Source organism: Actinoplanes sp. NPDC051343, from assembly GCF_044455125.1.
In the GTDB taxonomy this organism is placed as follows: Bacteria; Actinomycetota; Actinomycetes; order Mycobacteriales; family Micromonosporaceae; genus Actinoplanes.
On the sequence record NZ_JBITEL010000004.1, the window covers coordinates 631,135 to 653,445 of the forward strand.

Sequence of the window (22,311 nt, forward strand, 5' to 3'; positions counted from 1 at the left end):
CGGTGGCGAAGCGGGTGGCCGGGGACTCGCTGGCCCGCAACAGCGTGCTCATCATGGCCAGCACGGTCGGCACGAGCGGTCTCGGCTACCTGTTCTGGATGGTCGCCGCCCGCAGCCTGGCGCCCAGCGCGGTCGGCGCCGCCACCGCGCTCATCTCGGTCGCGACCGTGGTCAGCATGCTGTCCAATCTGGGCATCGGGCACATGTTCATCCAGCGGCTGCCCGCTGCCGCGGCCGTCGTCTGGTCGCGGATCGTCAGCGGCGGCCTGCTGATCGGGTGTGCGGCCACCGCGCTGACCGCCACCGCGGCCGCGATCGTGCTGCCGCGGCTGGCTGGGAACTTCGCCGTGCTCAACGGCCCGGCCCTGATCACCACCGCGGTCGCGCTGACCGCGTCGACGCTGCTCGACTACGTGTTCGTCGCGCACCGGGCCAGCCACGGCATGTTCTGGCGCAACCTGGCCCTCGCCGCCGGCAAGGTCGTTGCGCTGCCGGTCGTCACCGGGGCCGGCCTGCACGACGCGAAGGCCGTTCTGCTCGCCTGGACGCTGCCGTCGATTGCCGTCACCGTCGTCACGCTCGCGGTCAGCCCCCGGCGGCTGCGGGAGGGTGCGCGGCTCACCGGCACCGGGCTGGTCCACGAAGTGCGGCACGTCCGCGCCGCGATGACCGGCCACCACCTGATCAACCTGGCTCAGGCCGGCCCGGGAGCGCTGCTGCCGGTGCTGGTCACCGCCCGGCTCGGGGCGAGCGCCAACGCGCACTTCTACGTCGCCTGGATGACCGCGTCGGTGCTCTTCATGGTGTCGCCCGCGGTCGCCTCCGCCTTCTACGCGGAACGCAGCCACGCCGGCAACGTCCAACTGCCCCGGGCGGCCGGCCTCGTGCTGGCCGTGATCGGCGGGCCGGCCCTGATCCTGTTCGCGGCCGGCGACCAGATCCTGGGGCTGTTCAGCAGCAGCTACGCGGCCGGCGGCGGTCTGCTGCTCAAAATCCTGGTCGTCGCCGCGATCCCCGACGCCATCACCAACCTGGCCGTCGCCCACTGGCGGTCCCGCCGCGAGTTCCGCCGGTGCCTGCACCTCAACCTGGTGATGGCCACGACCTGCCTGGTGCTGACCTGGTGGTGGCTGCCCGGCCTGGGCATCGCCGCGGCCGGGATCGCCTGGCTGGCCGGCCAGTTCGCGGGAGCCCTGCTGGTGCTGGTGTTCGGCACGAAGCGGAACCGGACCACGAAGGTCAGCCGGCGGCCGCGGAACCTGCGGCGTCCACCGTCACGCCCCAAGGAGGCGGCCCTCCGATGAGGATTCTGCACCTGGCCAACCTGTACGCCCCGCTGATCGGCGGCCTCGAGCGCAGCATCGCCACCAGCAGCGAGGAACTGATCCGCCGCGGACACGAGGTCACCGTTCTGACGCTGGCGACGCCGGCCGCGCCGGCGCGGAGCGAGACGATCCGGGGGGTGCGGGTGCTCCGCGTCCCGAGCATCGCGACCACCGCGCTGCCCGGCCTCAACCAGGACCCCCGCAAACCGTTCCACCCGACGGCGCCCGACCCCGTCACCACGCGAGCGATCGGGAAGGCGTTGCGCGCCGAGCCGTACGACGTGGTGCACAGCCACGACTGGCTGATGTACAGCTACCTGCCGATCAATCGGGGCCGCACGAAACGGCCGCACGTGCACACCGCCCACGACTACGGTCTGCTGTGCGCCAAGAAGACAATGGTGCCGGGCTGCCCGGGACCGCGCCTGAGCCGCTGCATCCCGTGCGCCACCGGCCAGTACGGCCGGGTCAAGGCCGCCGTCCTGGCCACCGCTCTGCGCGCGAACGCGCACCAGGGCATCGATCTCGTCACCGCGATCTCGTCGTCGGTCGCGGGCGCGCTGAAAGATGCGCGCCTGCCGAGCGGCATCCCGGTGAAGACCATCTCCAGCCTGGTGCCCGACGGTCTCGACGACCTGGCCCGGGCCACGAAGCGCCCGTCCTGGCTGCCGAACACCCCCTACCTGCTGTTCGTCGGCGCGCTCGGCCCGCACAAAGGCATCGACGTGCTGTTCGCCGCGTACCGGAAACTCCGGGCCGGATGGCCGGGCAGTGAGCCGGCACCGCGCCTGGTCTGTCTCGGCACCGCGCGGCCGGACACCCCCGAGGTGCCGGAGGGGGTCGTGATCCGCCACGACGTGCCGCACGCCGAGGTGATGGCGGCCTGGCACGGCGCGGTGGTCGGAGTGGTTCCGTCCATCATGGAGGCCATGGGTCAGGTCGCGGTCGAGGCGTTGCTGGCCCGGACCCCGCTGATCGCCTCCCGCACCGGCGGGCTGGCCGACGTCGTCCGCCACGAGGAGAGCGGCCTGCTGGTGCCGCCGGGCGATGTCGACGCTCTCCATGCCGCGCTCGTGCGGCTGCTCACCGAGCCCGGCCTGGCGCAGCGGCTGCGCCAGGAGGGCCACCGGCGCGGGCTCGACTTCACCGCCGCACGCGTCGTCCCGCAGATCGAGGAGGCCTACCGTGAGTGCATCGCGGTCTTCAACGGATAAGCCCCGCATCGTCGTCGTCGGCTCGGGCTGGCATTTTCTGTCCGGCATCAGCTACTACACCTGCCGGTTGAGCAACGCGCTCGCCGAGCGGTTCGAGGTCGGGGTGGTCCTCATGCGCCGGCTGCTGCCCCGGCGCCTCTATCCCGGCCGGGCGCGGGTCGGTCAGCAACTCAGCGGTCTGCGCTACGAGGTGCCGGTCTTCGACGGCGTGGACTGGTTCTCGATCCCCAGCCTGCTGGGGGCCATCCGATTTGCCGGGAAGACCGATGTGCTGGTCCTGCAGTGGTGGACCGGCACCGTGCTGCACTCATACCTGGCCCTCGCCCTTGCGGCGCGGCTGCGGGGAGCGCGGGTCGTCATCGAGTTCCACGAGGTGCAGGACACCGGCGAGGCCGCGCATCGCTGGGCCTCGCTCTACACCCGATGGCTGATCAAGCCGCTGTTGCGGCTCACCTCCGGCGTGGTGGTCCACTCACGGTTCGATCTGGTTGCGCTGCGTGAGGTGTACGGGTTGGGCCGCGTGCCCGCCCAGATCGCCTTGCACGGCCCGTACGACCACCACGCGGTGATTCCGGCCGCCCGCGGCGAATCGAAGAACCGGCTCCTGTTCTTCGGCACGATCCGCCCCTACAAGGGGCTGGAAGATCTGGTCGAGGCGTTCGCCCGGCTGCCGGAGAGCTATCACCTGACCGTGGTCGGCGAGACCTGGGAGGGCTGGGACCGGCCCGCCCGCATGATCGCGGAGTCGCCGGCCGTCGGCCGCATCACGCTGGTCAACCGGTACGTCGCCGACGCCGAGGTCGACCGCTACTTCGGCGAGGCCGACGTGGTCGTGCTGCCCTACCGGCGCAGTTCGGCGAGCGGGCCGCTGCACATCGCGATGAGCCACGGCCTGCCGGTGGTGGTGACCGCGGTCGGCGGGCTCGTCGAGGCGGCCGAGGGCTACTCGGGCGCGGTCATGACACCGGCCGCCTCGCCCGGCGACCTGGTGGTCGCGATCGAGCGGGCGGCCGGGCTGACCGGGCGCCGGCACGCCGACCCCTCCTCGTGGGAGCGCACGGTTTCCGCGTACGTCCGCCTGCTGGAGGAGATCGGCGTGCCGATCGCCGTCAGTGATCAGGAATTGCTGATCGACACGTCGTCGAACCACACCGTGCCGGAGTTGTCGCCCGACTTGAGGTGAATCTGCAGGCTGGCCGATCCGGCCGGGGCGATCCCGTCGACCGACAGCTTGGTCCAGGTGGTGGCGCCGACGGGCAGTGAGGCCGAGGACACCCCGCCGAGCCACTTGTCATTGGCGTCGAACCAGCTCAGCGCGATCTGGTTTCCTCCGGTGGCCCCGTTGCCCCGGACCCACACCTCGGCGTGCCACTTCTGGGCCGCCTGCACCGGGGCGACCGGGGAGACCCGGATCGACGGCGCGCCGGACGGGTCCTTGCCGGTCTTGGTGAAGCTGACCGACCACTTGCCGCTGTGCGCGGACGAGGTGGTCCGCACGCCGACGCCGAGGTCGGGCAGGTACGCCGTCCACGGGCTGGCGTCCGCGGTCAGCTCGAAGCTCGGGTCGAGCAGGTCGGCCGGCAGCGCGGCCCCGGTGAACTCGGCCTTCACCACCGCGGCGGCCGGCTTGGCCGAGCCGTCGGTGTGGTAGAGCCCGTAGTTGTACTGGGCCGGCAACTTCGCGACCTGCGAGGACGGAATGGCGGTGCCGGTGAAGTCGTACAGCGTCCACGGTGCGACCGAGCCGACGCCCGCGACCTTGGCCGCCTCGAACACCCGGGCGAGGAACGCGGCCTGCTCGCCCTCGGTGTACTGCAGCGTGTTGAGGCCGACCTCGCCGATCACGACCGGCGTCGGGGCGACCGCCGCCTGCGCCTTCCTGATGTTGGCGAGCGCCCGCTCCGAGTTGCCGTAGAAGTGGAAGTCGTAGAAGTCGAGCGGGGTCGCGGTCATCACCGACTTGATCTTCGCCATGCCGGTGGCTCCGGCGGTGCCGTCGACCGAAAAGGCCAGCGGCATGGTCGGGGCGATCGACCGGATCGCCGGGACGATCTTCTTGGCCCAGGTCACGCCGGCCGCGTCGGTGGCGTCGAACTCGTTCTTCACCTCGACCGAGATGACCCGCTTGTCGTCCTTGTAGGGCGTCAGCACGGTGCGCGCCCAGGTGGTGCTGCCGGTGACGTCGGAGTAGCCGTCCCACCAGTCGAAGAGCGTGAACTTGACCGTCATGTTGTGCGCGGCGGCCATGGTCACGAACTGGCTGAGCCGGTCCATGTACGTCGCGGTCGGCGTCGGGTAGCCCATCGTGGTCGGGAACAGGATCGCCCGTACGTTGGTGGCCCCGAGTGCCTGCGCCTTGGCCAGGTCGGCGTTGATCTGGGTCGCGTTGAAGTCGGACCACATCTTGGACCAGCCGGCGGTGTCGGGGTAGTAGTTCAGGGTCTTGGCGACCTTGACCGCGGCCAGCCGGGTGGCCAGCGTCGGCGCCGTCTCCGCGGCGGCCGCGAGTTTCGGAGCGGCAGTCGTCTTGGCGGGGGTCGGAGTGGTCTTCGCGGGGGTCGGCGTTGCCTTTGCCGGCTTGGCGGCGGTGACCGGCTTGGCGGCGGTGGGCTTGGCCGCCGTCTTGGCCAGGGCCGGGGTGGCCGGGACGGCGAGGCCGAGCAGGAGCGAAGAGGCGATCATGGCGGTACGGCGGCGGGAGAGGGGCACTCTGCTGATGTCCTTCACTCAATAAAACTGTCTGTACTGGGACGGCCCTCCTTTTCGGCGAGCGTGCGCCGAGTTCGTCGAGATCACTGATTGCTTTGCGGGTGCGAAACGGGAGTCGCTGTGGTCCCCGGTCAGACCGCCGGGTACGACCGCGGCGTGAACACTCGGGTCGAGCCGTCGGCACGGCTCACGACGCGGGTCTGTGAGGACCCCACGATCAGCAGGCACCGCATGTCGACGGTGGCCGGGTCGAGCCCGCCGAGCGTGGTCACCCGCACCGACTCGGCCGGTCCGCCGACGTCCCGGCCGACGATCACCGGGGTCTCCGCCGACCGGTGCTCCAGCAGCAGCGCGCGGGCCCGCACCAACTGCTCGGTCCGGCTCTTCGACGCCGGGTTGTAGATCGCGATGACCAGGTCGGCGCCGGCCGCCGCGGCCAGCCGCGACTCGATCACCGGCCACGGCTTGAGCCGGTCCGAGAGCGACATGATGCAGAAGTCGTGGCCGAGCGGGGCCCCGGCCCGGCTCGCCACGGCCTGGGCAGCGGTCAGGCCGGGCAGGACGCGTACGTCGACGTCCTTCCACTGCGGGTCCTCGGCCACCTCGAGCACCGCGGTGGCCATCGCGAAGACACCCGGGTCACCGCTGGACACCACGGCCACCCGGCGGCCGCGCTTGGCCAGGTCGAGGGCGAAGGCGGCCCGTTCGGCCTCGACCCGGTTGTCGCTGGCGTGCCTGGTCTGGCCCGGCCGCTCGGGCACCCGGGCGAGGTAGGTCGTGTAGCCGACCAGGTCGTCGGCTTCGCGCAGCGCGTCGAGAGCTTCCGGGGTGAGCCAGCGGGGGTCGCCCGGGCCGAGACCGACGACGGTCACCTCGCCCGGGTGGTCGCGCGGGGTCTCGACCGGGTTCGCACTCCGGGCCGCCTGCTCCTCTACGCCGGCCGGGCTTGCGCTCGAGGCCGCCTGCTCCTCTACGCCGGCCGGGCTTGCGCTCGAGGCCGCCTGCTCCTCTACGCCGGCCGGGCTTGCGCTCGAGGCCGCCCGCTCCGCGGCGCCGGCTGGGCCTGCGCTGCGGGCCGCCCGCGACGGGAGCATCGCCAGCGAGAAGTACGGGACGCTGCCGGGGTCGACGTCGGACAGCCGGGCGGTGCGCTCCCGGTCGGTGGTGGCGCGCTCGACGTACCAGGCGTCGTCCAACCGGCCGGCCCGGGCGAGCGCTTCGCGCACCCCGTCGAACGTCCGGCCCAGCTTCATGACCGCCGCCGAGTCGGTCGCCGCGAGCCGCTCGGCCAGTTCGGCCGGGGGCAGCGTGCCCGGCAGCACGGTCAGCACCTCGTCGCGTTCCATCAGCGGCCGCCCGAGCACCGCCGACGCCGCGCTCACCGAGGTCACACCGGGCACGACCGTCGCCTCGTAGCGGTCGGCCAGCCGCTTGTGCATGTGCATGTAGGAGCCGTAGAAGAACGGGTCGCCCTCGGCCAGCACGACCACGTCGCGCCCGGCGTCGAGGTGGGCCGCCAGCCGGTCCGCCGACTCGGCGTAGAACTCGTCGATCGCGCCCTGGTAGCCGCCCGGATGATCGGTCTCCCCGGTGGTGACCGGATAGATCAGCGCCTCCTCGATCTGCCCCGGCCGCAGATAGACCTCGGCGATCGCCCGCGCGTTGCTCCGGCCGTGCCGCGCCGCGTGGTAGGCCACCACCTGCGCCTCGCCGATCAGCCGCGCCGCCTTCACGGTGACCAGTTCCGGGTCGCCCGGACCCACGCCGACCCCGAACAGCCGCCCTGCCATGCCGCTCCTACTCCGCTTCCGAGGCCAGCGCGTTGACCGCGGCGGCCGTGATGGCGCTGCCGCCGCGGCGGCCCCGCACGATCAGATATTCGAGGTCGGACGCGGCCAGCGCGTCCTTCGACTCGGCCGCCCCGATGAACCCGACCGGGATGCCGAGCACCGCGGCCGGCCGGGGCGCCCCCGCGGCGACCATCTCGAGCAGCCGGAACAGCGCGGTCGGCGCGTTCCCGATCGCCACGACGGCCCCGCCGAGCCGGTCGCCCCAAAGGTCGAGGGCGGCCGCGCTCCGGGTGGTGTTTCCGTCCGCAGCGATCCCCGGCACCCGAGGATCACGCAGAGTGCACACGACCTCATTGTCAGCTGGTAACCGCCGACGGGTCACACCGGCCGCCACCATCTCGGCGTCGCACAGCACCGGCGCGCCACTTTCCAACGCCTTGCGCGCGGCCGCGACCACGTTCGGGCTGTACCCGATGTCGCCGACGAGGTCGACCATGCCGCAGGCGTGGATCATCCGCACCGCGACCCGTGCGACGTCGGGCGGCAGCCCGCCGAGGTCGGCCTCGGCCCGAATGGTGGCGAACGACCGCCGATAGATCTCCGCGCCGTCCTTCTCGTACTCCATCAGGCCCTCCTCGCCGCCACGACCTCGCCGAGGTCGCCCCGCACCGCTTCGCCGTCCACCAGGTAACCGTCCCCGGTCGCCTCCACCCGCACGTGCCGCCCGGCCGGCGACCCGCACCCGCGCTCACACCCGACCCAGTGCACCGGCCGCCCGTCCACGAACCGCGCCGCCTCGTCCGCGTCCTTCCGAACGTCGGCGAGGGCTTTCCCACAACCCGGCCGCCCAGCACAGGTAGTAACGCCAACCCACTTGGAGTCACCCTCAGTGACCAGCCCGGCCTCGCCCAGCTCGCGCGTCCACCGGTTCGCCGCCTCAGCCGTGAGACCCAAGATCACAACCCCGCCATCGGGGGTGACGGCGAGGCGCTCCGCCCGCGCCAGAACCCTCAGATGTACGCCGGTGAGCCGCCCGAAAGGCACCAGCACCCCCACCGCGGTTTCACTCGGCCCGGGCCCCACCAGCTTCCCGACCAGCGGCGCAGCCCGCGTCTCCGCCGGGGCCAGTTCCTCGGTTCTGGCCAGTTCCGCCCCGGAGGCCAGTTCCCCCGCAGGGGCCAGTTCCGCCCCGGACGGCAGTTCCGCCCCGGACGGCAGTTCTGCCTCGGAGGGCAGTTTTGCCTCGGAGGGCAGTTTCTCCGTGGTGGGCAGGCCCTCCGCGGTAGTGGCCTCCGGCAGCGGCGCCTCGGTGAGCCGCTCCCCGATGAGTCGCGGCCCGTCCGGGATCTCCCGCAGCCGCCACGGGCGAGGTTCCCGCCCGGCCCGCTCGGCGAGGAACCCGTGCGCCGCCGCCAGCATCGTGGCGACGACGTGGCTGTCCGGCACCCGAATGCCCACGTCGGCCCCGCCCAGCACGATCGCCCACCCGGCTCGGGCCGGGACCGCGGCGACGTCGGCCGAGTGCGCAGTGCGTCCCACCGCGAACAGGAAGCGCCCGGGAAGCCCCGCGAGCACGTCGTCGGCGCAGAGGGCCCGATCGAGCGCTTCGACCAGGCCGCGCGTCACCGCGTCGGCGAGGGGCGGGGCGGCGATGTTGCGTACGGTCTCGTGCGCGAGCGAGGGCAACAGCCCGGCCCCGGAGAGCCTTTCGGCCAGCTCGGTCGGGTCGGCCCGCAGCGCCCGCAGCTGAACGTTGGCCCGCGAGGTCAGCTCCAGCGCGCCGTCCCCGTGCTCCGCGGCGATCTCGGCCAGCACCCCCAGCTGACGGCCGGTGAGCATCCCGCCCGGCAGCCGCACCCGCGCGAGCGGCCCGTCCGCGGCCGCGTGCAGTCGGAGCGCGCCGGGGCAGGCGTCGTCAGCGGTCTGTCGGGTGGGCACGACAGCCGATACTACGGTCGCCCCTCGCCCGGTCCGCACGCTCGGGTCACGATCGTCACAGCTGGGGGGTCGGCTTGACGGGGTGTGGCGGGGGCCGGGAGGCTGAGGGTCTACGAGCGGCGACGCCGCGGAGTTGAGCCCAGCCTTCAGTCGCTCTTGGGCGGTGGGCGGGGCGGTTGGATGGGGAGTCCGGCGCGGTTGGATGGGGAGTCCGGCGCGGTCCCGCCACTGTCACCAGGGCCTGCCTGGGAGCCAGGAACTCCGGTCGCCGGTTCCTTCGATCCGGGGCGCGGACCCCTGAGGAGAGCGCGTGTTCCTGCTGCTGTCGACCTCCGACACCGACCTGCTGAGCGCCCGGGCGGCGGACAAATCCTGGCGCCTGGCCAACCCGGCCCGGACCGGCGTGCACGACCTCGACCGGCTGCTCGACGGGGTCGACCTGGTCGTGGTCCGCATCCTCGGCGGCAAGCGGGCCTGGGAGGAGGGCGTCGACGCGCTGCTCGCCGGGCCGGTGCCGGTGGTCGTGCTGGGCGGGGAGCAGGCACCGGACGCCGAGCTGATGAAGCTGTCGACCGTGCCCGCGGGCGTGGCCGCCGAGGCGCATCGTTACCTGGCGTTCGGCGGTGCCGGCAACCTGGCCGCCCTGCATGACTTCCTCTCCGACACCGTGCTGCTCACCGGTCACGGCTTCGCGGCCCCCGCCGAAAGCCCCGAATGGGGCATTCTGGAGCGCGAGGCGAAAGATCAGGACGGCCCGACGGTCGCGGTTCTCTACTACCGGGCTCACCACATGGCCGGCAACACGGCCTTCGTCGAAACCCTCTGCCAGGCGCTCGAGGCGAAGGGGGCCCGGCCCCGGCCGATCTTCACGGCCTCCCTGCGTACGGCGTCGGAAGCGCTCCTGGCGCAATTGCGAGAGGCCGACGCCCTGATCGTGACCGTCCTGGCGGCCGGTGGCACCAAGCCGGCGACCGTCGGCGCCGGAGGCGACGACGAGGCCTGGGACGTCGGCGTCCTCGCCGATCTTGATGTGCCGATCCTGCAGGCGATGTGCCTGACCAGCTCGTGGGCGGTCTGGGCGGCCAGCAGCGACGGCCTGAGCCCGCTCGACGCGGCGACCCAGGTGGCGATCCCGGAGTTCGACGGGCGGATCATCACGGTGCCGTTCTCGTTCAAGGAGATCGACCCGGACGGGCTCTCGGTGTACGTCGCTGACCCGGAGCGGGCCGACCGGGTGGCCGGCATCGCGACCGCGCACGCCCGGCTGCGGCACATCCCGCCCGCCGACCGCCGGATCGTGCTGATGCTCAGCGCCTACCCGACCAGGCATTCGCGCATCGGCAACGCGGTCGGCCTGGACACCCCGGCCTCGACGGTCGCCCTCATCGAGGCGCTGCGGGGGCGCGGCTACCGCACCGGATCGTTCGGCGTCTACGACGGCGACGGGCTGATCCACGCGCTGATCGCGGCCGGCGGGCAGGACCCGGACTGGCTGACCGAGGACCAGCTGGCGGAGAACAAGGTCCGCATCAGCGGCGAGCGCTACGCGCGGTGGTTCGCGACGCTGCCCGACGACCTGCGGGCGAGCATCGAGCGGCACTGGGGGCCGCCGCCCGGCGAGCTGTACGTCGACCGCGGCGACATCGTCCTCGCCGCGCTCCAGGACGAGAACGTGGTCGTCATGGTGCAGCCGCCGCGCGGGTTCGGGGCCAACCCGGTCGCCATCTACCACGACCCGGACCTGCCGCCGAGCCACCACTACCTGGCCGCCTACCGCTGGCTGGCCGACGACTTCGGCGCGCACGCGGTGGTGCACGTCGGCAAGCACGGCAACCTCGAGTGGCTGCCGGGCAAGAACGTCGGCATGTCGGCCTCGGACGGCGCCGACGCGGCCCTCGGCGACCTCCCGCTGATCTACCCGTTCCTGGTCAACGACCCGGGGGAGGGCACTCAGGCCAAGCGCCGGGCGCACGCCACGCTGATCGACCACCTCATCCCGCCGATGGCGCGGGCCGAGTCGTACGGCGACATCGCGCGCCTGGAGCAGTTGCTCGACGAGCACGCCTCGATCGCCACGCTCGACCCGGCCAAGCTGCCGGCGATCCGGGCCCAGATCTGGACGCTGATCGAGGCCGCCCGGATGGATCATGACCTCGGGCTGGCCAACCGGCCCGGTGACGAGGAGTTCGACGAGTTCATCCTGCACGTCGACGGCTGGCTGTGCGAGATCAAGGACGCGCAGATCCGGGACGGCTTGCACGTCCTTGGTGCCGCGCCGGTCGGCGAGGCCCGGGTCAACCTGGTGCTGGCGATGCTGCGGGCGCGGCAGATGTGGGCCGGGAAGGTGGCGGCGCTGCCCGGTCTGCGGGAGGCGCTCGGCCTGTCCGAGGATGCGTCGACCGCCGAGACGGACGCGGTCGAAGAGAAGGCACGGGCTCTGGTGGCCGCGATGGAGGAGTCCGGCTGGGGCACCGTGGACATCCCCGACATTTCTCAGGACGTGCAGCGGGTCCTCGAGTTCGCGGCCACCGAGATCGTTCCCCGGCTCGACCGGACCACGGACGAGCTCACCAACGTGCTGCACGCGCTCGACGGCGGCTACGTACCGGCCGGGCCGAGCGGCTCGCCCCTGCGCGGCCTGATCAACGTGCTCCCGACCGGCCGCAACTTCTACTCCGTCGACCCCAAGGCGATCCCGAGCGCGCTGGCCTGGGAGACCGGCCAGGCGATGGCCGAGTCGCTGCTCGCCCGCTACCGGGCCGACTACGGCGACTGGCCGAAATCGGTCGGCCTGTCGGCCTGGGGAACGAGCGCGATGCGTACGGCCGGCGACGACATCGCCGAGATCCTGGCCCTGATCGGCGTCCGCCCGGTCTGGGATCAGGCGTCCCGCCGCATCAGCGGCCTCGAGGTCATCACCCCGGACGAACTGGGCCGCCCCCGCATCGACGTCACCGTGCGCATCTCGGGCTTCTTCCGCGACGCGTTCCCGCACGTCGTGGCCATGCTCGACGACGCGTTCCGGATGGTCGCCGAGCTCGACGAGCCGCTCGACGCCAACTTCGTCAAGGCGCACGCCGAGCAGGACCGGGAACGTCACGGCGACTGGCGTCGGGCGACGACCCGCATCTTCGGGTCGCGGCCGGGGGCGTACGGGGCCGGCATCCTCCCGCTGATCGACAGCCGGAACTGGCGGGGCGACGCCGACCTGGCCGAGGTCTACGCGGTCTGGGGCGGCTTCGCGTACGGGCGGGGCCTCGACGGCGTGCCCGCCCGGCCGGACATGGAGAACGCGTACAAGCGGATCGAGATCGCGGCCAAGAACATCGACACCCGCGAGCACGACATCGCCGACTCGGACGACTACTTCCAGTACCACGGCGGCATGATCGCCACGGTGCGGGCGCTGACCGGCAAGGCACCGGCCGCGTACGTCGGTGACTCCACCAACCCGGACAACGCGCGTACCCGCAGCCTGACCGAGGAGACCGCCCGGATCTTCCGGGCCCGGGTGGTGAACCCGCGCTGGATCGCCGCGATGCAGCGCCACGGCTACAAGGGCGCCTTCGAGCTGGCCGCCACCGTCGACTACCTGTTCGGCTTCGACGCGACCGCGGGCGTGGTCACCGACTGGATGTACGAGCAGCTCGCCGCCAGTTACGTGCTCGATGAGGACAACCGCAAGTTCATGACCGACTCCAACCCGTGGGCCCTGCACGGCATCACCGAGCGCCTGCTCGAGGCGGCCGACCGCAAGCTCTGGTCGGCCCCCGAGCCGGCGACGCTGACCGCCCTGCAGGAGATCTACCTGGCCACCGAGGGCGACCTCGAGGAGGGGTGACCTCATGTTGATCAGTTTCGGCGCGCCGGTGTCCGGGGCGTGGGGCGAGCCGGGTGCGCTCGGGCGTTTCGCGCAGCGGGCGGAGGAGCTCGGCTATCACGGGCTGTGGGCGTTCCAGCGCCTGCTCGTCGGTGCTGATCAGCAGCTGGGACCGGAATATCAGAGCGTGCTCGACCCGCTGCTCGCCCTGAGCTTCGCGGCCGCGCTGACCAGCCGCATCCGGCTCGGGGTGGCGGTGCTCAACCTGCCCTATCTCGCCCCGGCCTACCTGGCCAAGCAGGCGTCGACGCTGGACGTGCTGTCGCGCGGCCGGGCCGAGATCGGGCTCGGCACCGGGTGGTCGGAGCCCGAGTTCCGGGCCACCGGTTCCGACCCGGCGCCGCGCGGGCGGCGCACCGAGGAGTACCTGGCCGTTCTCGAGTCGCTGTTCACCGACGAGACGGCGGCGTTCGAGGGCCAGGTCTATTCGCTGCCGCCGAGCCGGATGGCGCCGCGGCCGGTGCAGGCGGGCGGCCCGCCGATCCTGCTCGGCGGGACGGCCGACGCGGCGCTGCGCCGGGCCGGCCGGATCGCCGCCGGCTGGGTCAGCAGCAGCCGGGCCCGCCTGGCCGACATCGAGCGCGGCGCGCAGGTCGTGCGGCGGGCGGCCGAGGAGGCGGGCCGCGACCCGGACGGCGTACGCATCGTGGTGCGCGGTGTCGTGCGGGCCGGCGCCCGCGACGACCGGTTTCCGCTCTCCGGCGACTGGGAGCAGATCCGGGCCGGCGCCCGGCTGTTCGCCGAGGCCGGGGTGACCGAGTTGTTCTACGACCTGAACTGGGATCCGCTGGTCGGCGGCCCGGGGGCCGATCCCGCTGCGGCGGTCGAGCGGGCCGAGGAGATCCTTACGGCTCTGGCTCTTCAGGTCTGAGACCGTTACTGTCCGCCGATCGGGTGAACGAGGCCCGAAACGGAGCGTGACTGCGGTTCGATGTCGGCGGGCGTGGTAACGCGCAGAACGCGGCATCCAAAGACCGTCACCGAAGCCTTGGCGCCTATGCGGCGAGCGACGTGGCGAATGGTCAAAATGGTGACCCAGTTGTTATCGGAATGGGCCGCCCGGTTCGTCGTACCCCTATTTTGGGGGTCGTCATAACGTCTGAGTCATATCAGGAACGTCTGTCGTAGGGGCCTCCGGCCGTTGATATCGCCCCCATAACGGCCTGTGACCGAAGATCCTCCGTTCGGCAGCGGTACCGGCCGGACGAACCGACGGTTCGGAGCCTCCAAGATCGACATGTCGGAGAAACGGGTACGAAACAGAGGACACTGTTGGTATCGACGTGTCTTTGATAACTTTGCGCAACAGTACGATTGCCCTTTGGGTCTCCAAACCGGACAAAGTTCGTTGCGTAACCCGGCGTTAAGGGCGTTTTATGCCGACGAGTAGCAGTTCGTGGCCCACTGAGGGGTGGTCAGATGTGACAGGTTCCATCCATGACTTTCAGCGGGCCGTTATTCATTCGATGCGTCAACTCATTTCCTACGAGCCAGTTCCGGACTACGTTCCCAACCGCAGCATCCGAATACCTCTCACGCACGGCGCATGTGAGGTGTGTCCGTCCATGGAGGTGACAAAGCGTGGAACCACTGGCTCAAGAGGCTGAAGTGGCTTCGCCAGGCCTGCTCTCGGATGAGCCCGAGACCGCCGCCGCCCCCGAGCAGAAGTCGACGACGCGGGGCAAGTCCCCCACGCGGATCGCCCTGGGCCGCCTGCGCAAGGACCGCGTGGCGATGATCTGCCTGGGCGTCCTCGCCTTCTTCGTCATCATCGCGGTCTTCGCGCCGGTGCTCTCCAAGATCGAGGGGCAGGATCCGACGGCCCTGCACCAGAACTTGATCGACGACTTCGGCTACCCGACCGTGGGACCGACCTCGCAGCACTGGTTCGGCGTGGAGCCGCGGCTCGGCCGCGACCTCTTCTCCCGCTGGGTCTATGGCGCCCGCCCGTCGCTGATCGTCGCCAGCCTGGCGACCGTGATCTCGACGCTCATCGGCATCGTGATCGGGCTGGTCTCCGGCTTCGCCGGTGGCTGGGTCGACCGGGTTCTCTCCTGGATCATCGACCTGGTCCTGAGCCTGCCGTACCTGCTCTTCGCGATCGCCGTCCCCGCCGTCATCCTGACCATCGCGGTCGGTAACAAGGAGGGCGTCGGCGCCGACACCACGGCGACGGTCCGTTTCTACTCGTTGATCTTCGTGCTCTCGTTCCTCGGGTGGGCCAACCTGGCCCGCCTGATCCGCGGCGAAGTGCTCTCCCTGCGCGAGCGGGAGTTCATCCAGGCCGCGCGTGTGATCGGAGTTCCCACCCGCAAGATCCTGTTCAAGGAGTTGCTGCCCAACCTGGTTGCGCCCATCGTCATCTCGACGTCGCTGGCGCTTCCGGCCTATATCGTCAACGAGGCCGCCTTGACGGTCCTCGGCGTCGGCCTCACCGAGCCGACCCCCTCCTGGGGCGTGACGATCTCGGCGGCGACGAACTTCTACCGGGCGGACCCGCTCTACCTGTGGCTGCCGGTCGGAGGCATCACCATCCTGGTGCTCTCGCTGGCGCTGCTCGGTGACTCCATCCGCGACGCATTCGATCCGCGCACCCGGCGGTAACGGCAGTGCAGATCAGATTGAGAAGAGGAGAAATGGCAAGAGTTCGATTGGCTTTGGCGGCCACCGCCGTCCTGGCCCTGGGCCTGTCCGCCTGTGGCAGTCCGTCCTCCAGCAACGACAAGGACACCAAGGGCGGCGACACCGGCAAGATCAACACGGCGGTGCAGGGCATCGACCGTAACGCCAAGGGCCCGGCGCCCGAGGTCGCCGGCGCTCACAAGGGCGGGACGATCACGGTCTACTCGCAGTCGACGCCGAACACGCTCGACCCGACCAACATTTACTACACCGACTCCAACGAGATCGCGAAGCTGCTGTTCCGCACGCCGACGCAGTACGTGATCCGGCAGGGCAAGCCGGTCCTCGTGCCCGACCTGACCGACCTGGGCACCAACTCGGCCGACGGCCTCACCTGGACCTTCAAGCTCCAGCCGAACATCAAGTACGCCGACGGCACGCCGATCGCGATCGACGACATGGCGTACGCGGTCAAGCGGTCCTTCGCACACGACGTCTTCGACGCCGGCCCGACGTACCAGCTGACCTACTTCAAGGACGGCGGCACCTACAAGGGCCCGTACAAGAGCGGCGACACCTTCGGCGGTGTAGAGACCCAGGGCGCCGACACCCTGATCATCCACCTGTCGAAGAAGTTCCCCGACCTGCCCTACTTCATGACCTTCCCGATGTTCACGCCGATCCCCAAGGCGAAGGACAAGAAGCAGGACTACCAGAACAACCCGATGACCACGGGCCCGTACATGTTCGACGTGTTCACCCCGGGCAGCGAGCTCAAGCTGAAGCGGAACCCGAACTGGGACGCCAACACCGACGCCTCGCGTCACGCGTACCCGGACGCCTGGGACTTCAAGTGGGGTCAGGACGACGTCAAGACCCAGCAGCAGGTCCTGAACTCGAGCGGCCCGGACGCCAGCGCGATCAACTACGCGGACATCGACAGTTCGCTGGTGCAGCAGGTGCTGGGTGGCAAGCAGAACCAGCTGGTGCAGGGCCAGAGCCCGTGCAACGTCGTCTGGCCGCTCGACACCCGCAAGATCCCGGACATCAACGTCCGTAAGGCGATCGCCACGGCGTGGCCGTACGACGCCGAGTGGAAGGCGGCGGGCCTCAACCCGTACACCGCCGAGCGCAACAGCACGATCCTGCCGCCGAGCGTTCCCGGCTACCAGAAGTACACCCCGCTGCCGGGTCTGAACGACACCGGCGCCGGCGACCCGGCCGCGGCCAAGAAGATGCTGCAGGACGCCGGCAAGCTCGGCTTCGAGGTCAGCTGGTACTACGACAACACCAAGTCCACCCCGCAGCAGGTCAGCTCGGTTCGGGCCGACGCCCTGACCGCGGCCGGCTTCAAGGTGAAGGCGGTCGGTGTCTCGACCGCCGACCTGCGCACCAAGACCGCTGACTACAACGCCCCGGTCAACCTGGGCCAGGCCCCGCGCGGCTGGTGCTCCGACTGGCCGACCGGCTTCAGCTGGTTCCCGGTGCTCTTCCAGACGCACAGCATCTCCGACGGCACCAGCTGGGGCATGCTGAGCGACAAGGCGCTGGACGCCGAGATCGACGCGGCCGCGGCGCTCCCGAGCGACCAGGCCGTTGCCAAGTGGACCGCGCTCGACCCCGAGATCATGGGTAAGTACATCGCGATCCCGTTCTACTACGCCAAGATGGCCACGGTGCAGGGCACCAACGTCGGCACCACCGTCGGTGACGCCACGATGGGTCTCCCGTCCTTCCAGGACATGTACCTCAAGAGCTGACGCTCGATCAGTAACCGATCCGGTGGTCCGGCCCGCTCCGGCGGACCGGGCCACCAGGTCCATCCGAACGCATCACCGCTTTTCTGCTCCACCCCTGTCGGCCGAGCGCGATCGCGCCGCCCGCGGGCACTCTTCACGCGGGACACTCGGACCCGCGGAACATGAACCATGAGGAGTCCAAGCCGTGCTGTTCTACATCCTGCGACGAGTGGTGAGCGCCATATCGGTCGTGTTCGTCACCATCGTTGCCAGCTACGCGCTCTTCCTCCTCGCCCCCACCGACCCGGCCGGCACGATCTGCGGGCCCAAATGCACGCCGGATCGGGTTCAGGAGATCGAAAAGAACCTCAACCTGGACGAGCCTCCGCTCGAGCAGATCGGTTCTTATCTGAAGGGCATCGTGGTCGGCCGCGACCTGGAGCTCGGCGGCACCACCCGGCACTGCTCTGCTCCCTGCCTAGGCTATTCGTTCCCGACCGGCCAGCCGGTCACCAAGATCATCAGCCAGGCCCTCCCGGTGACCCTGTCGATCGTGCTCGGCGGCGCCATCATCTACTCCGTGGTCGGCCTGATGACCGGAACGCTGGCGGCCCGATACCGATCGTCCACGCTCGACCGGATCGCCGTCGGCACCAGCCTGGTGGTCAACTCGGTGCCCTACTTCGTGGTCGCCCTGCTGGTCGCGCTTTATCTGACCCGGGGCTTCCTGCCGAGACCGGAGTGGCATCCGCTCACGCAGAATCCGTTGCTGTGGGCCACCGGTCTGCTGGCCGCGTGGCTGACGCTGGGGCTGACCAACGCCGCGTCCTACACCCGGTACTCCCGGGCATCGATGATCGAGTCGCTGGGTCAGGACTTCGTGCGGACCGCGCGCTCCAAGGGCATCAGCGAGCGCCGCGTGGTCTACCGGCACGGTGTCCGTGCCGCGTTGACCCCGGTCGTGACGATCCTCGGCCTCGACATCGCCTATCAGTTCGTCAACACGCTCTTCACCGAGAGCATCTTCGGCCTCCCGGGCCTGGGCGTGATGACGCTCCGGGCGTTCGCTCAGTACGACCTGCCGGTGCTTCTGGGCAGTGTCATCATCGGTGCGGTGGTACTGGTCTGTATGAACCTGATCGTGGACATCGTCTACACGTTTCTCGACCCGCGGGTCCGGCTCGGATGACCGAGATCGGCGAGCCCGGCCAGGTCGGCAGGAGACTTCCCGTGCCGCCGGAGGCCCGATCGGCCTCCGGCGCCACCGATCGGCAAAGCGGAGAAAACATGAGCGACCAGACGATCCGGGCACCGCAGACTGTCGTACGGGAGCGCCGGGCGCGAAGCGAGAACGAGGAGGCTTACCTGGAGGTCTCCGATCTCCACGTGAACTTCCCGACCGCGGACGGCGTGGTGCAGGCGGTACAGGGCCTGACCTACTCGCTGCCGCTGCGCCGCACCCTGGCGATCGTGGGCGAATCCGGCTCGGGCAAGAGCGTGTCGAGCATGGCCGTGATGGGCCTGCACGACCGGGCCAGCACCCGGATGTCCGGCTCGATCAAGGTCGGCGGACGCGAGATCGTCGGCATGTCCGAGGAGGAACTGCGGACGGTGCGCGGCGCCCAGGCCGCGATGATCTTCCAGGACCCGCAGTCCTCGCTGCACCCGTTCTTCACCATCGGCTCCCAGATCATGGAGTCGTACCGGGCGCACAACAAGGTCTCCAAGCGGGCCGCCAAAGCGCGCGCGATCGACATGCTGGGCCGGGTCGGCATCCCCAACCCGTCCCGCCGCATCGACCAGTTCCCGCACGAGTTCTCCGGCGGCATGCGGCAGCGCGCGATGATCGCCATGGCCCTGGTCAACGACCCGAAACTGCTGATCGCCGACGAGCCGACCACCGCCCTCGACGTGACCGTGCAGGCCCAGATCCTCGACCTGATCGCCGACCTGCAGCGCGACTTCGGCTCGGCGGTCGTCTTCATCACCCACGACCTCGGTGTGGTGGCCGAGATCGCCGACGACATCCTGGTGATGTACGCAGGCAACGCGGTCGAGCACGGCCCGGTCGAAAAGATTCTCGGTACGCCCCTCATGCCGTACACCTGGGGCCTGCTCGAGAGCATCCCGGCGGTCTCCGGCAACCCGGGCCCGCTGCACCCGATCCCCGGCTCGCCGCCGAGTCTGCTCGCCATGCCCAGCGGCTGCGCCTTCCATCCGCGCTGCGAGTTCCGCGACCGGGTTCCGAACGACCTGTGCCGGACGCTCAAGCCGGAGCTGATCCCGAGGACCGCGGACCTGAGCCGCTCCTCGCGGTGTCATCTGAAGGACCCCGACAAGGTCTTCGAGACCGAAGTCCTGCCCCGGCTGCCGTAAGAGGATCGAGACATGACCGCTGCTACCGCAACCGCGACGTCCGGCGTCAAGAAGGTCGAGGGGGCACCCCTTCTCGAGCTCGAGGGCGTCAAGATGTACTTCCGCACCAAGGGCGAGGGTCTGCTGGCCCGCAGGACCCAGTGGGTGCAGGCCGTCGACGGGGTCGACCTGACCGTCGAGCCGGGCCAGACCCTCGGCCTGGTCGGCGAGTCGGGCTGTGGCAAGTCGACCACCGCGCGACTGATCACCCGCCTGCTCGAGCCGACCGCGGGCAAGATCAAATATCAGGGCGTCGACATCGCTCACATGTCGGAGCGGCAGCTCCGGCCCTACCGGCGTGAAATCCAGCTGATCTTCCAGGACCCGTACTCGTCGCTCAACCCGCGGCACACCGTGGGCACGATCGTCGGCACCGCGCTGCGCACTCACGACATGGTGCCCAAGAGCGGTGAGCTCAAGCGGGTCCAGGAGCTGCTCGAACTGGTCGGCCTCAACCCCGAGCACTACAACCGCTACCCGCACGAGTTCTCCGGCGGTCAGCGGCAGCGCATCGGCATCGCCCGCGCGCTCGCCGCCCGGCCGAAGGTCATCGTGGCCGACGAGCCGGTCTCCGCGCTCGACGTGTCGATCCAGGCCCAGGTCATGAACCTGCTGGAAAACCTGCGCTCGGAGCTGGGCATCGCGTTCGTCTTCATCGCCCACGACCTCGGCGTGGTGCGGCACTTCTGCGACCGCGTCGCCGTCATGTACCTCGGCCGAGTGGTCGAGGAGGCGCCGCGCGACACGCTGTACGAGGCGCCCCAGCATCCCTACACCCAGGCGCTGCTCTCCGCGGTGCCGGACATCGCGGTCGTCCGCGGCGTGCCGCCGAAGTCGCGGATCCGCCTGGTCGGCGACGTGCCGAGCCCGGTCGACCCGCCGTCCGGGTGCCGCTTCCGCACCCGGTGCTGGAAGGCGCAGGACATCTGCGCCCAGCAGGACCCGCCGCTCGAGACGAAGGCCATCGGGCCGGACGACCAGCTGGTGGCCTGCCACTTCGCCGAGCCGCCGGCCGAGTCGATCGTCGCCGAAACGGTCTGACCTTGGTCGCACCCCCACCGGCGCCGTCGGTCTACCGCACGCGCTCGTACGTCATGCGCCGGCGGGTCCTCACCGGACTCGCCGGCGTCGCGCTGCTGTTGATCGGCTACGGCATCGGGCGCTGGCAGGACAGCCCCGCCCCGGCCACGGCCGCCACGCCGCCGCGATCGGTGCCGGCCTCGGCGCCGGCGCCGCCGTCGGTCGCGCCGACCACCACGCCGCCTCCCAAGCCGACGGTCTATCCGACCCTGCAGGCCGAGTCGGCCGCCGCGCTGACCGGCATCCAGACCCAGGACACGAACGACGAAGGCGGCGGTAAGAACGTCGGCTGGATCGCCACCGGCGACGTGATGCGGTTCGACAACGTCGACTTCGGGCCGGTGCCGGCGACCAGGCTGCTGGTGCGGGTGGCGGCCGGAACGGACGACGGCGGCCGGATGGAAGTCCACCTGGACGACCCGGCGCAGGCGGCGGTCGGCGTGCTCAACGTGACCTCGACCGGCGACTGGCAGACCTGGCGCACCGACGAGGTGACGCTGAAGTCGCCGCTGACCGGCGCGCACACGGTGTTCTTCACGTTCACCGGTAACAACGACAGCGAGTTCGTGAACGTCAACTGGCTGCAGTTCGAGCACTAGCACGTGCGTACGGAAAAAGCCGCGCCCGGACCGGGCGCGGCTTTGTTCTCGCGGTTTTGAAAGATCAGACGGCGACCGCGATCTTGCGCGGCTTCGCCTGCTCGACCACCGGGATGCTCAGGGTCAGCACGCCGTTGTCGTAGCGCGCCTCGAGCCGGTCGGTGTCCAGGGTCTCGGACAGGAAGACCTGGCGGGTGATCGGGCCCGTCGGGCGCTCGGCGACCAGCATGCGGAGGCCCTCCTGCTCGGGGCGCCTGCGCTCGGCGCGGACGGTCAGGACCTTGCGGTCGACGGTGACGTCGATGCTGGCCGGGTCGACACCGGGCAGGTCGATGTCGATGTAGAAGGTGTCGTCGATCCGGTAGGCGTCCAGTCGGGCGCCGGAGTTCCGGGTCGCGCTGTCGAAGACGCGGGCCGTGACGTGGTCGAGGTCGCGGACGGTCGCGCTACGAAGCAACATGGGTGGTTCCTCCAGCGGGAGCGTTCTCTTCGGGGTTGAGCGTTGTGCGCTCAACTTTGGTCAACTGAGAATCTCCGGGCGGAATTCCCGCTAGGCCAGGCGAAAGTCGGCGAAGTCGAACCCGGGCGAGACCACGCAGCTGACCAGCACATATTCGTCGCCGGCCGGGATCGCGGCCTGCCACACCCCCGCTGGAATCAACACCTGAGGCTCCTCGCCCGAGCCCATCCCGAGCGTGACTTCGGTCGCGTCGGCGGCGGGCGCGGGGCCGTCGCCGCCCAGGCGCAGGGTGAGCGGGCCGCCGGCATGCCAGAACCAGATCTCGTCCGACTTCACCACGTGCCAGGCCGACTCCTCACCCGGGTTCAGCAGGAAATAGATGGCGGTGGCAGTCGGGCGCTCACCCGCGTACCCCTCGAGCGTGACCCTCCGCGCCGAGCGGAAGGTCTCTCGGTACCAGCCACCCTCGGGGTGGGGTCGAAGGTCGAACTGCTCGGCGAGGGCGGGGCGCTCGGAGGTCATGCGGGCATCCTGCCCCAT

General features: G+C 70.5%; 17 protein-coding genes. 11 read left to right on the forward strand and 6 right to left on the reverse strand.

The window, feature by feature from the left end:
* Nucleotides 1–2 precede the first annotated feature (2 nt).
* The 3 genes from ACIA5C_RS17160 to ACIA5C_RS17170 are packed head-to-tail and all read left to right on the forward strand — an operon-like array spanning nucleotide 3 to nucleotide 3,722.
* On the forward strand, nucleotides 3–1,304 hold the full coding sequence (locus ACIA5C_RS17160; RefSeq protein ID WP_396055471.1) for a lipopolysaccharide biosynthesis protein: 1,302 nt from the start codon (nucleotides 3–5) through the stop codon (nucleotides 1,302–1,304).
* A complete protein-coding gene (locus tag ACIA5C_RS17165; RefSeq protein WP_396055473.1) occupies nucleotides 1,301–2,539 on the forward strand; it encodes a glycosyltransferase family 4 protein in 1,239 nt (412 codons plus the stop codon). Before ACIA5C_RS17160 ends, ACIA5C_RS17165 begins: the two co-directional genes overlap by 4 nt.
* Nucleotides 2,511–3,722 (forward strand): glycosyltransferase, encoded by a 1,212-nt coding sequence (locus ACIA5C_RS17170; protein WP_396055475.1) that lies wholly within the window; start codon nucleotides 2,511–2,513, stop codon nucleotides 3,720–3,722. Before ACIA5C_RS17165 ends, ACIA5C_RS17170 begins: the two co-directional genes overlap by 29 nt.
* Here the strand turns inward: ACIA5C_RS17170 and ACIA5C_RS17175 are convergent.
* The 4 genes from ACIA5C_RS17175 to ACIA5C_RS17190 form a co-directional block, all read right to left on the reverse strand.
* Entirely contained in the window at nucleotides 3,656–5,221 is a 1,566-nt protein-coding gene (locus ACIA5C_RS17175) for a cellulase family glycosylhydrolase (RefSeq protein WP_396055477.1), read from the reverse strand. The two genes, ACIA5C_RS17170 and ACIA5C_RS17175, sit on opposite strands and share 67 nt — an antisense overlap.
* A 158-nt stretch (nucleotides 5,222–5,379) precedes the next feature.
* Complete coding sequence (locus tag ACIA5C_RS17180; protein WP_396055479.1) at nucleotides 5,380–7,038, reverse strand: precorrin-2 C(20)-methyltransferase; 1,659 nt, start codon at nucleotides 7,036–7,038, stop codon at nucleotides 5,380–5,382.
* A 7-nt stretch (nucleotides 7,039–7,045) separates the two neighbouring features.
* Nucleotides 7,046–7,666, reverse strand: a complete 621-nt coding sequence (locus ACIA5C_RS17185) for a precorrin-8X methylmutase (protein ID WP_396055655.1) — start codon at nucleotides 7,664–7,666, stop codon at nucleotides 7,046–7,048.
* Nucleotides 7,663–8,976, reverse strand: coding sequence for a precorrin-3B synthase (locus ACIA5C_RS17190; RefSeq protein WP_396055481.1), 1,314 nt, complete (start codon nucleotides 8,974–8,976; stop codon nucleotides 7,663–7,665). Before ACIA5C_RS17190 ends, ACIA5C_RS17185 begins: the two co-directional genes overlap by 4 nt.
* 310 nt (nucleotides 8,977–9,286) lie before the next feature.
* On the opposite strand from ACIA5C_RS17190, the gene cobN reads away from it, so the two are divergent.
* The 8 genes from cobN to ACIA5C_RS17230 all read left to right on the forward strand — a co-directional run bounded on the left by cobN (nucleotide 9,287) and on the right by ACIA5C_RS17230 (nucleotide 21,311).
* A complete protein-coding gene (gene cobN, locus ACIA5C_RS17195) occupies nucleotides 9,287–12,817 on the forward strand; it encodes a cobaltochelatase subunit CobN (RefSeq protein WP_396055483.1) in 3,531 nt (1,176 codons plus the stop codon).
* Nucleotides 12,818–12,821: 4 nt separating this feature from the next.
* A complete protein-coding gene (locus ACIA5C_RS17200; protein WP_396055485.1) occupies nucleotides 12,822–13,727 on the forward strand; it encodes a TIGR03619 family F420-dependent LLM class oxidoreductase in 906 nt (301 codons plus the stop codon).
* A 737-nt stretch (nucleotides 13,728–14,464) separates the two neighbouring features.
* A complete protein-coding gene (locus ACIA5C_RS17205) occupies nucleotides 14,465–15,460 on the forward strand; it encodes an ABC transporter permease (RefSeq protein WP_396055487.1) in 996 nt (331 codons plus the stop codon).
* 32 nt (nucleotides 15,461–15,492) lie between these two features.
* Nucleotides 15,493–17,238: an ABC transporter substrate-binding protein gene (locus ACIA5C_RS17210; protein WP_396055489.1), complete on the forward strand. Its 1,746-nt coding sequence runs from the start codon at nucleotides 15,493–15,495 to the stop codon at nucleotides 17,236–17,238.
* Between the two features lie 184 nt (nucleotides 17,239–17,422).
* Nucleotides 17,423–18,406, forward strand: a complete 984-nt coding sequence (locus ACIA5C_RS17215; RefSeq protein WP_396055491.1) for an ABC transporter permease — start codon at nucleotides 17,423–17,425, stop codon at nucleotides 18,404–18,406.
* A 98-nt stretch (nucleotides 18,407–18,504) separates the two neighbouring features.
* Entirely contained in the window at nucleotides 18,505–19,593 is a 1,089-nt protein-coding gene (locus ACIA5C_RS17220) for an ABC transporter ATP-binding protein (RefSeq protein WP_396055493.1), read from the forward strand.
* 12 nt (nucleotides 19,594–19,605) lie between these two features.
* Nucleotides 19,606–20,673 carry an ABC transporter ATP-binding protein gene (locus ACIA5C_RS17225; RefSeq protein ID WP_396055495.1) on the forward strand — a complete coding sequence of 356 codons (1,068 nt, stop codon included), beginning with the start codon at nucleotides 19,606–19,608 and terminating at the stop codon, nucleotides 20,671–20,673.
* A 2-nt stretch (nucleotides 20,674–20,675) separates the two neighbouring features.
* Nucleotides 20,676–21,311, forward strand: coding sequence for a carbohydrate-binding protein (locus ACIA5C_RS17230; RefSeq protein WP_396055497.1), 636 nt, complete (start codon nucleotides 20,676–20,678; stop codon nucleotides 21,309–21,311).
* 64 nt (nucleotides 21,312–21,375) lie between these two features.
* Here ACIA5C_RS17230 and ACIA5C_RS17235 read toward each other — a convergent pair whose 3' ends face one another.
* On the reverse strand, nucleotides 21,376–21,771 hold the full coding sequence (locus ACIA5C_RS17235; protein WP_396055499.1) for an Hsp20/alpha crystallin family protein: 396 nt from the start codon (nucleotides 21,769–21,771) through the stop codon (nucleotides 21,376–21,378).
* Nucleotides 21,772–21,861: 90 nt separating this feature from the next.
* Nucleotides 21,862–22,293, reverse strand: coding sequence for a cupin domain-containing protein (locus tag ACIA5C_RS17240; protein WP_396055501.1), 432 nt, complete (start codon nucleotides 22,291–22,293; stop codon nucleotides 21,862–21,864).
* Nucleotides 22,294–22,311: the final 18 nt, after the last annotated feature.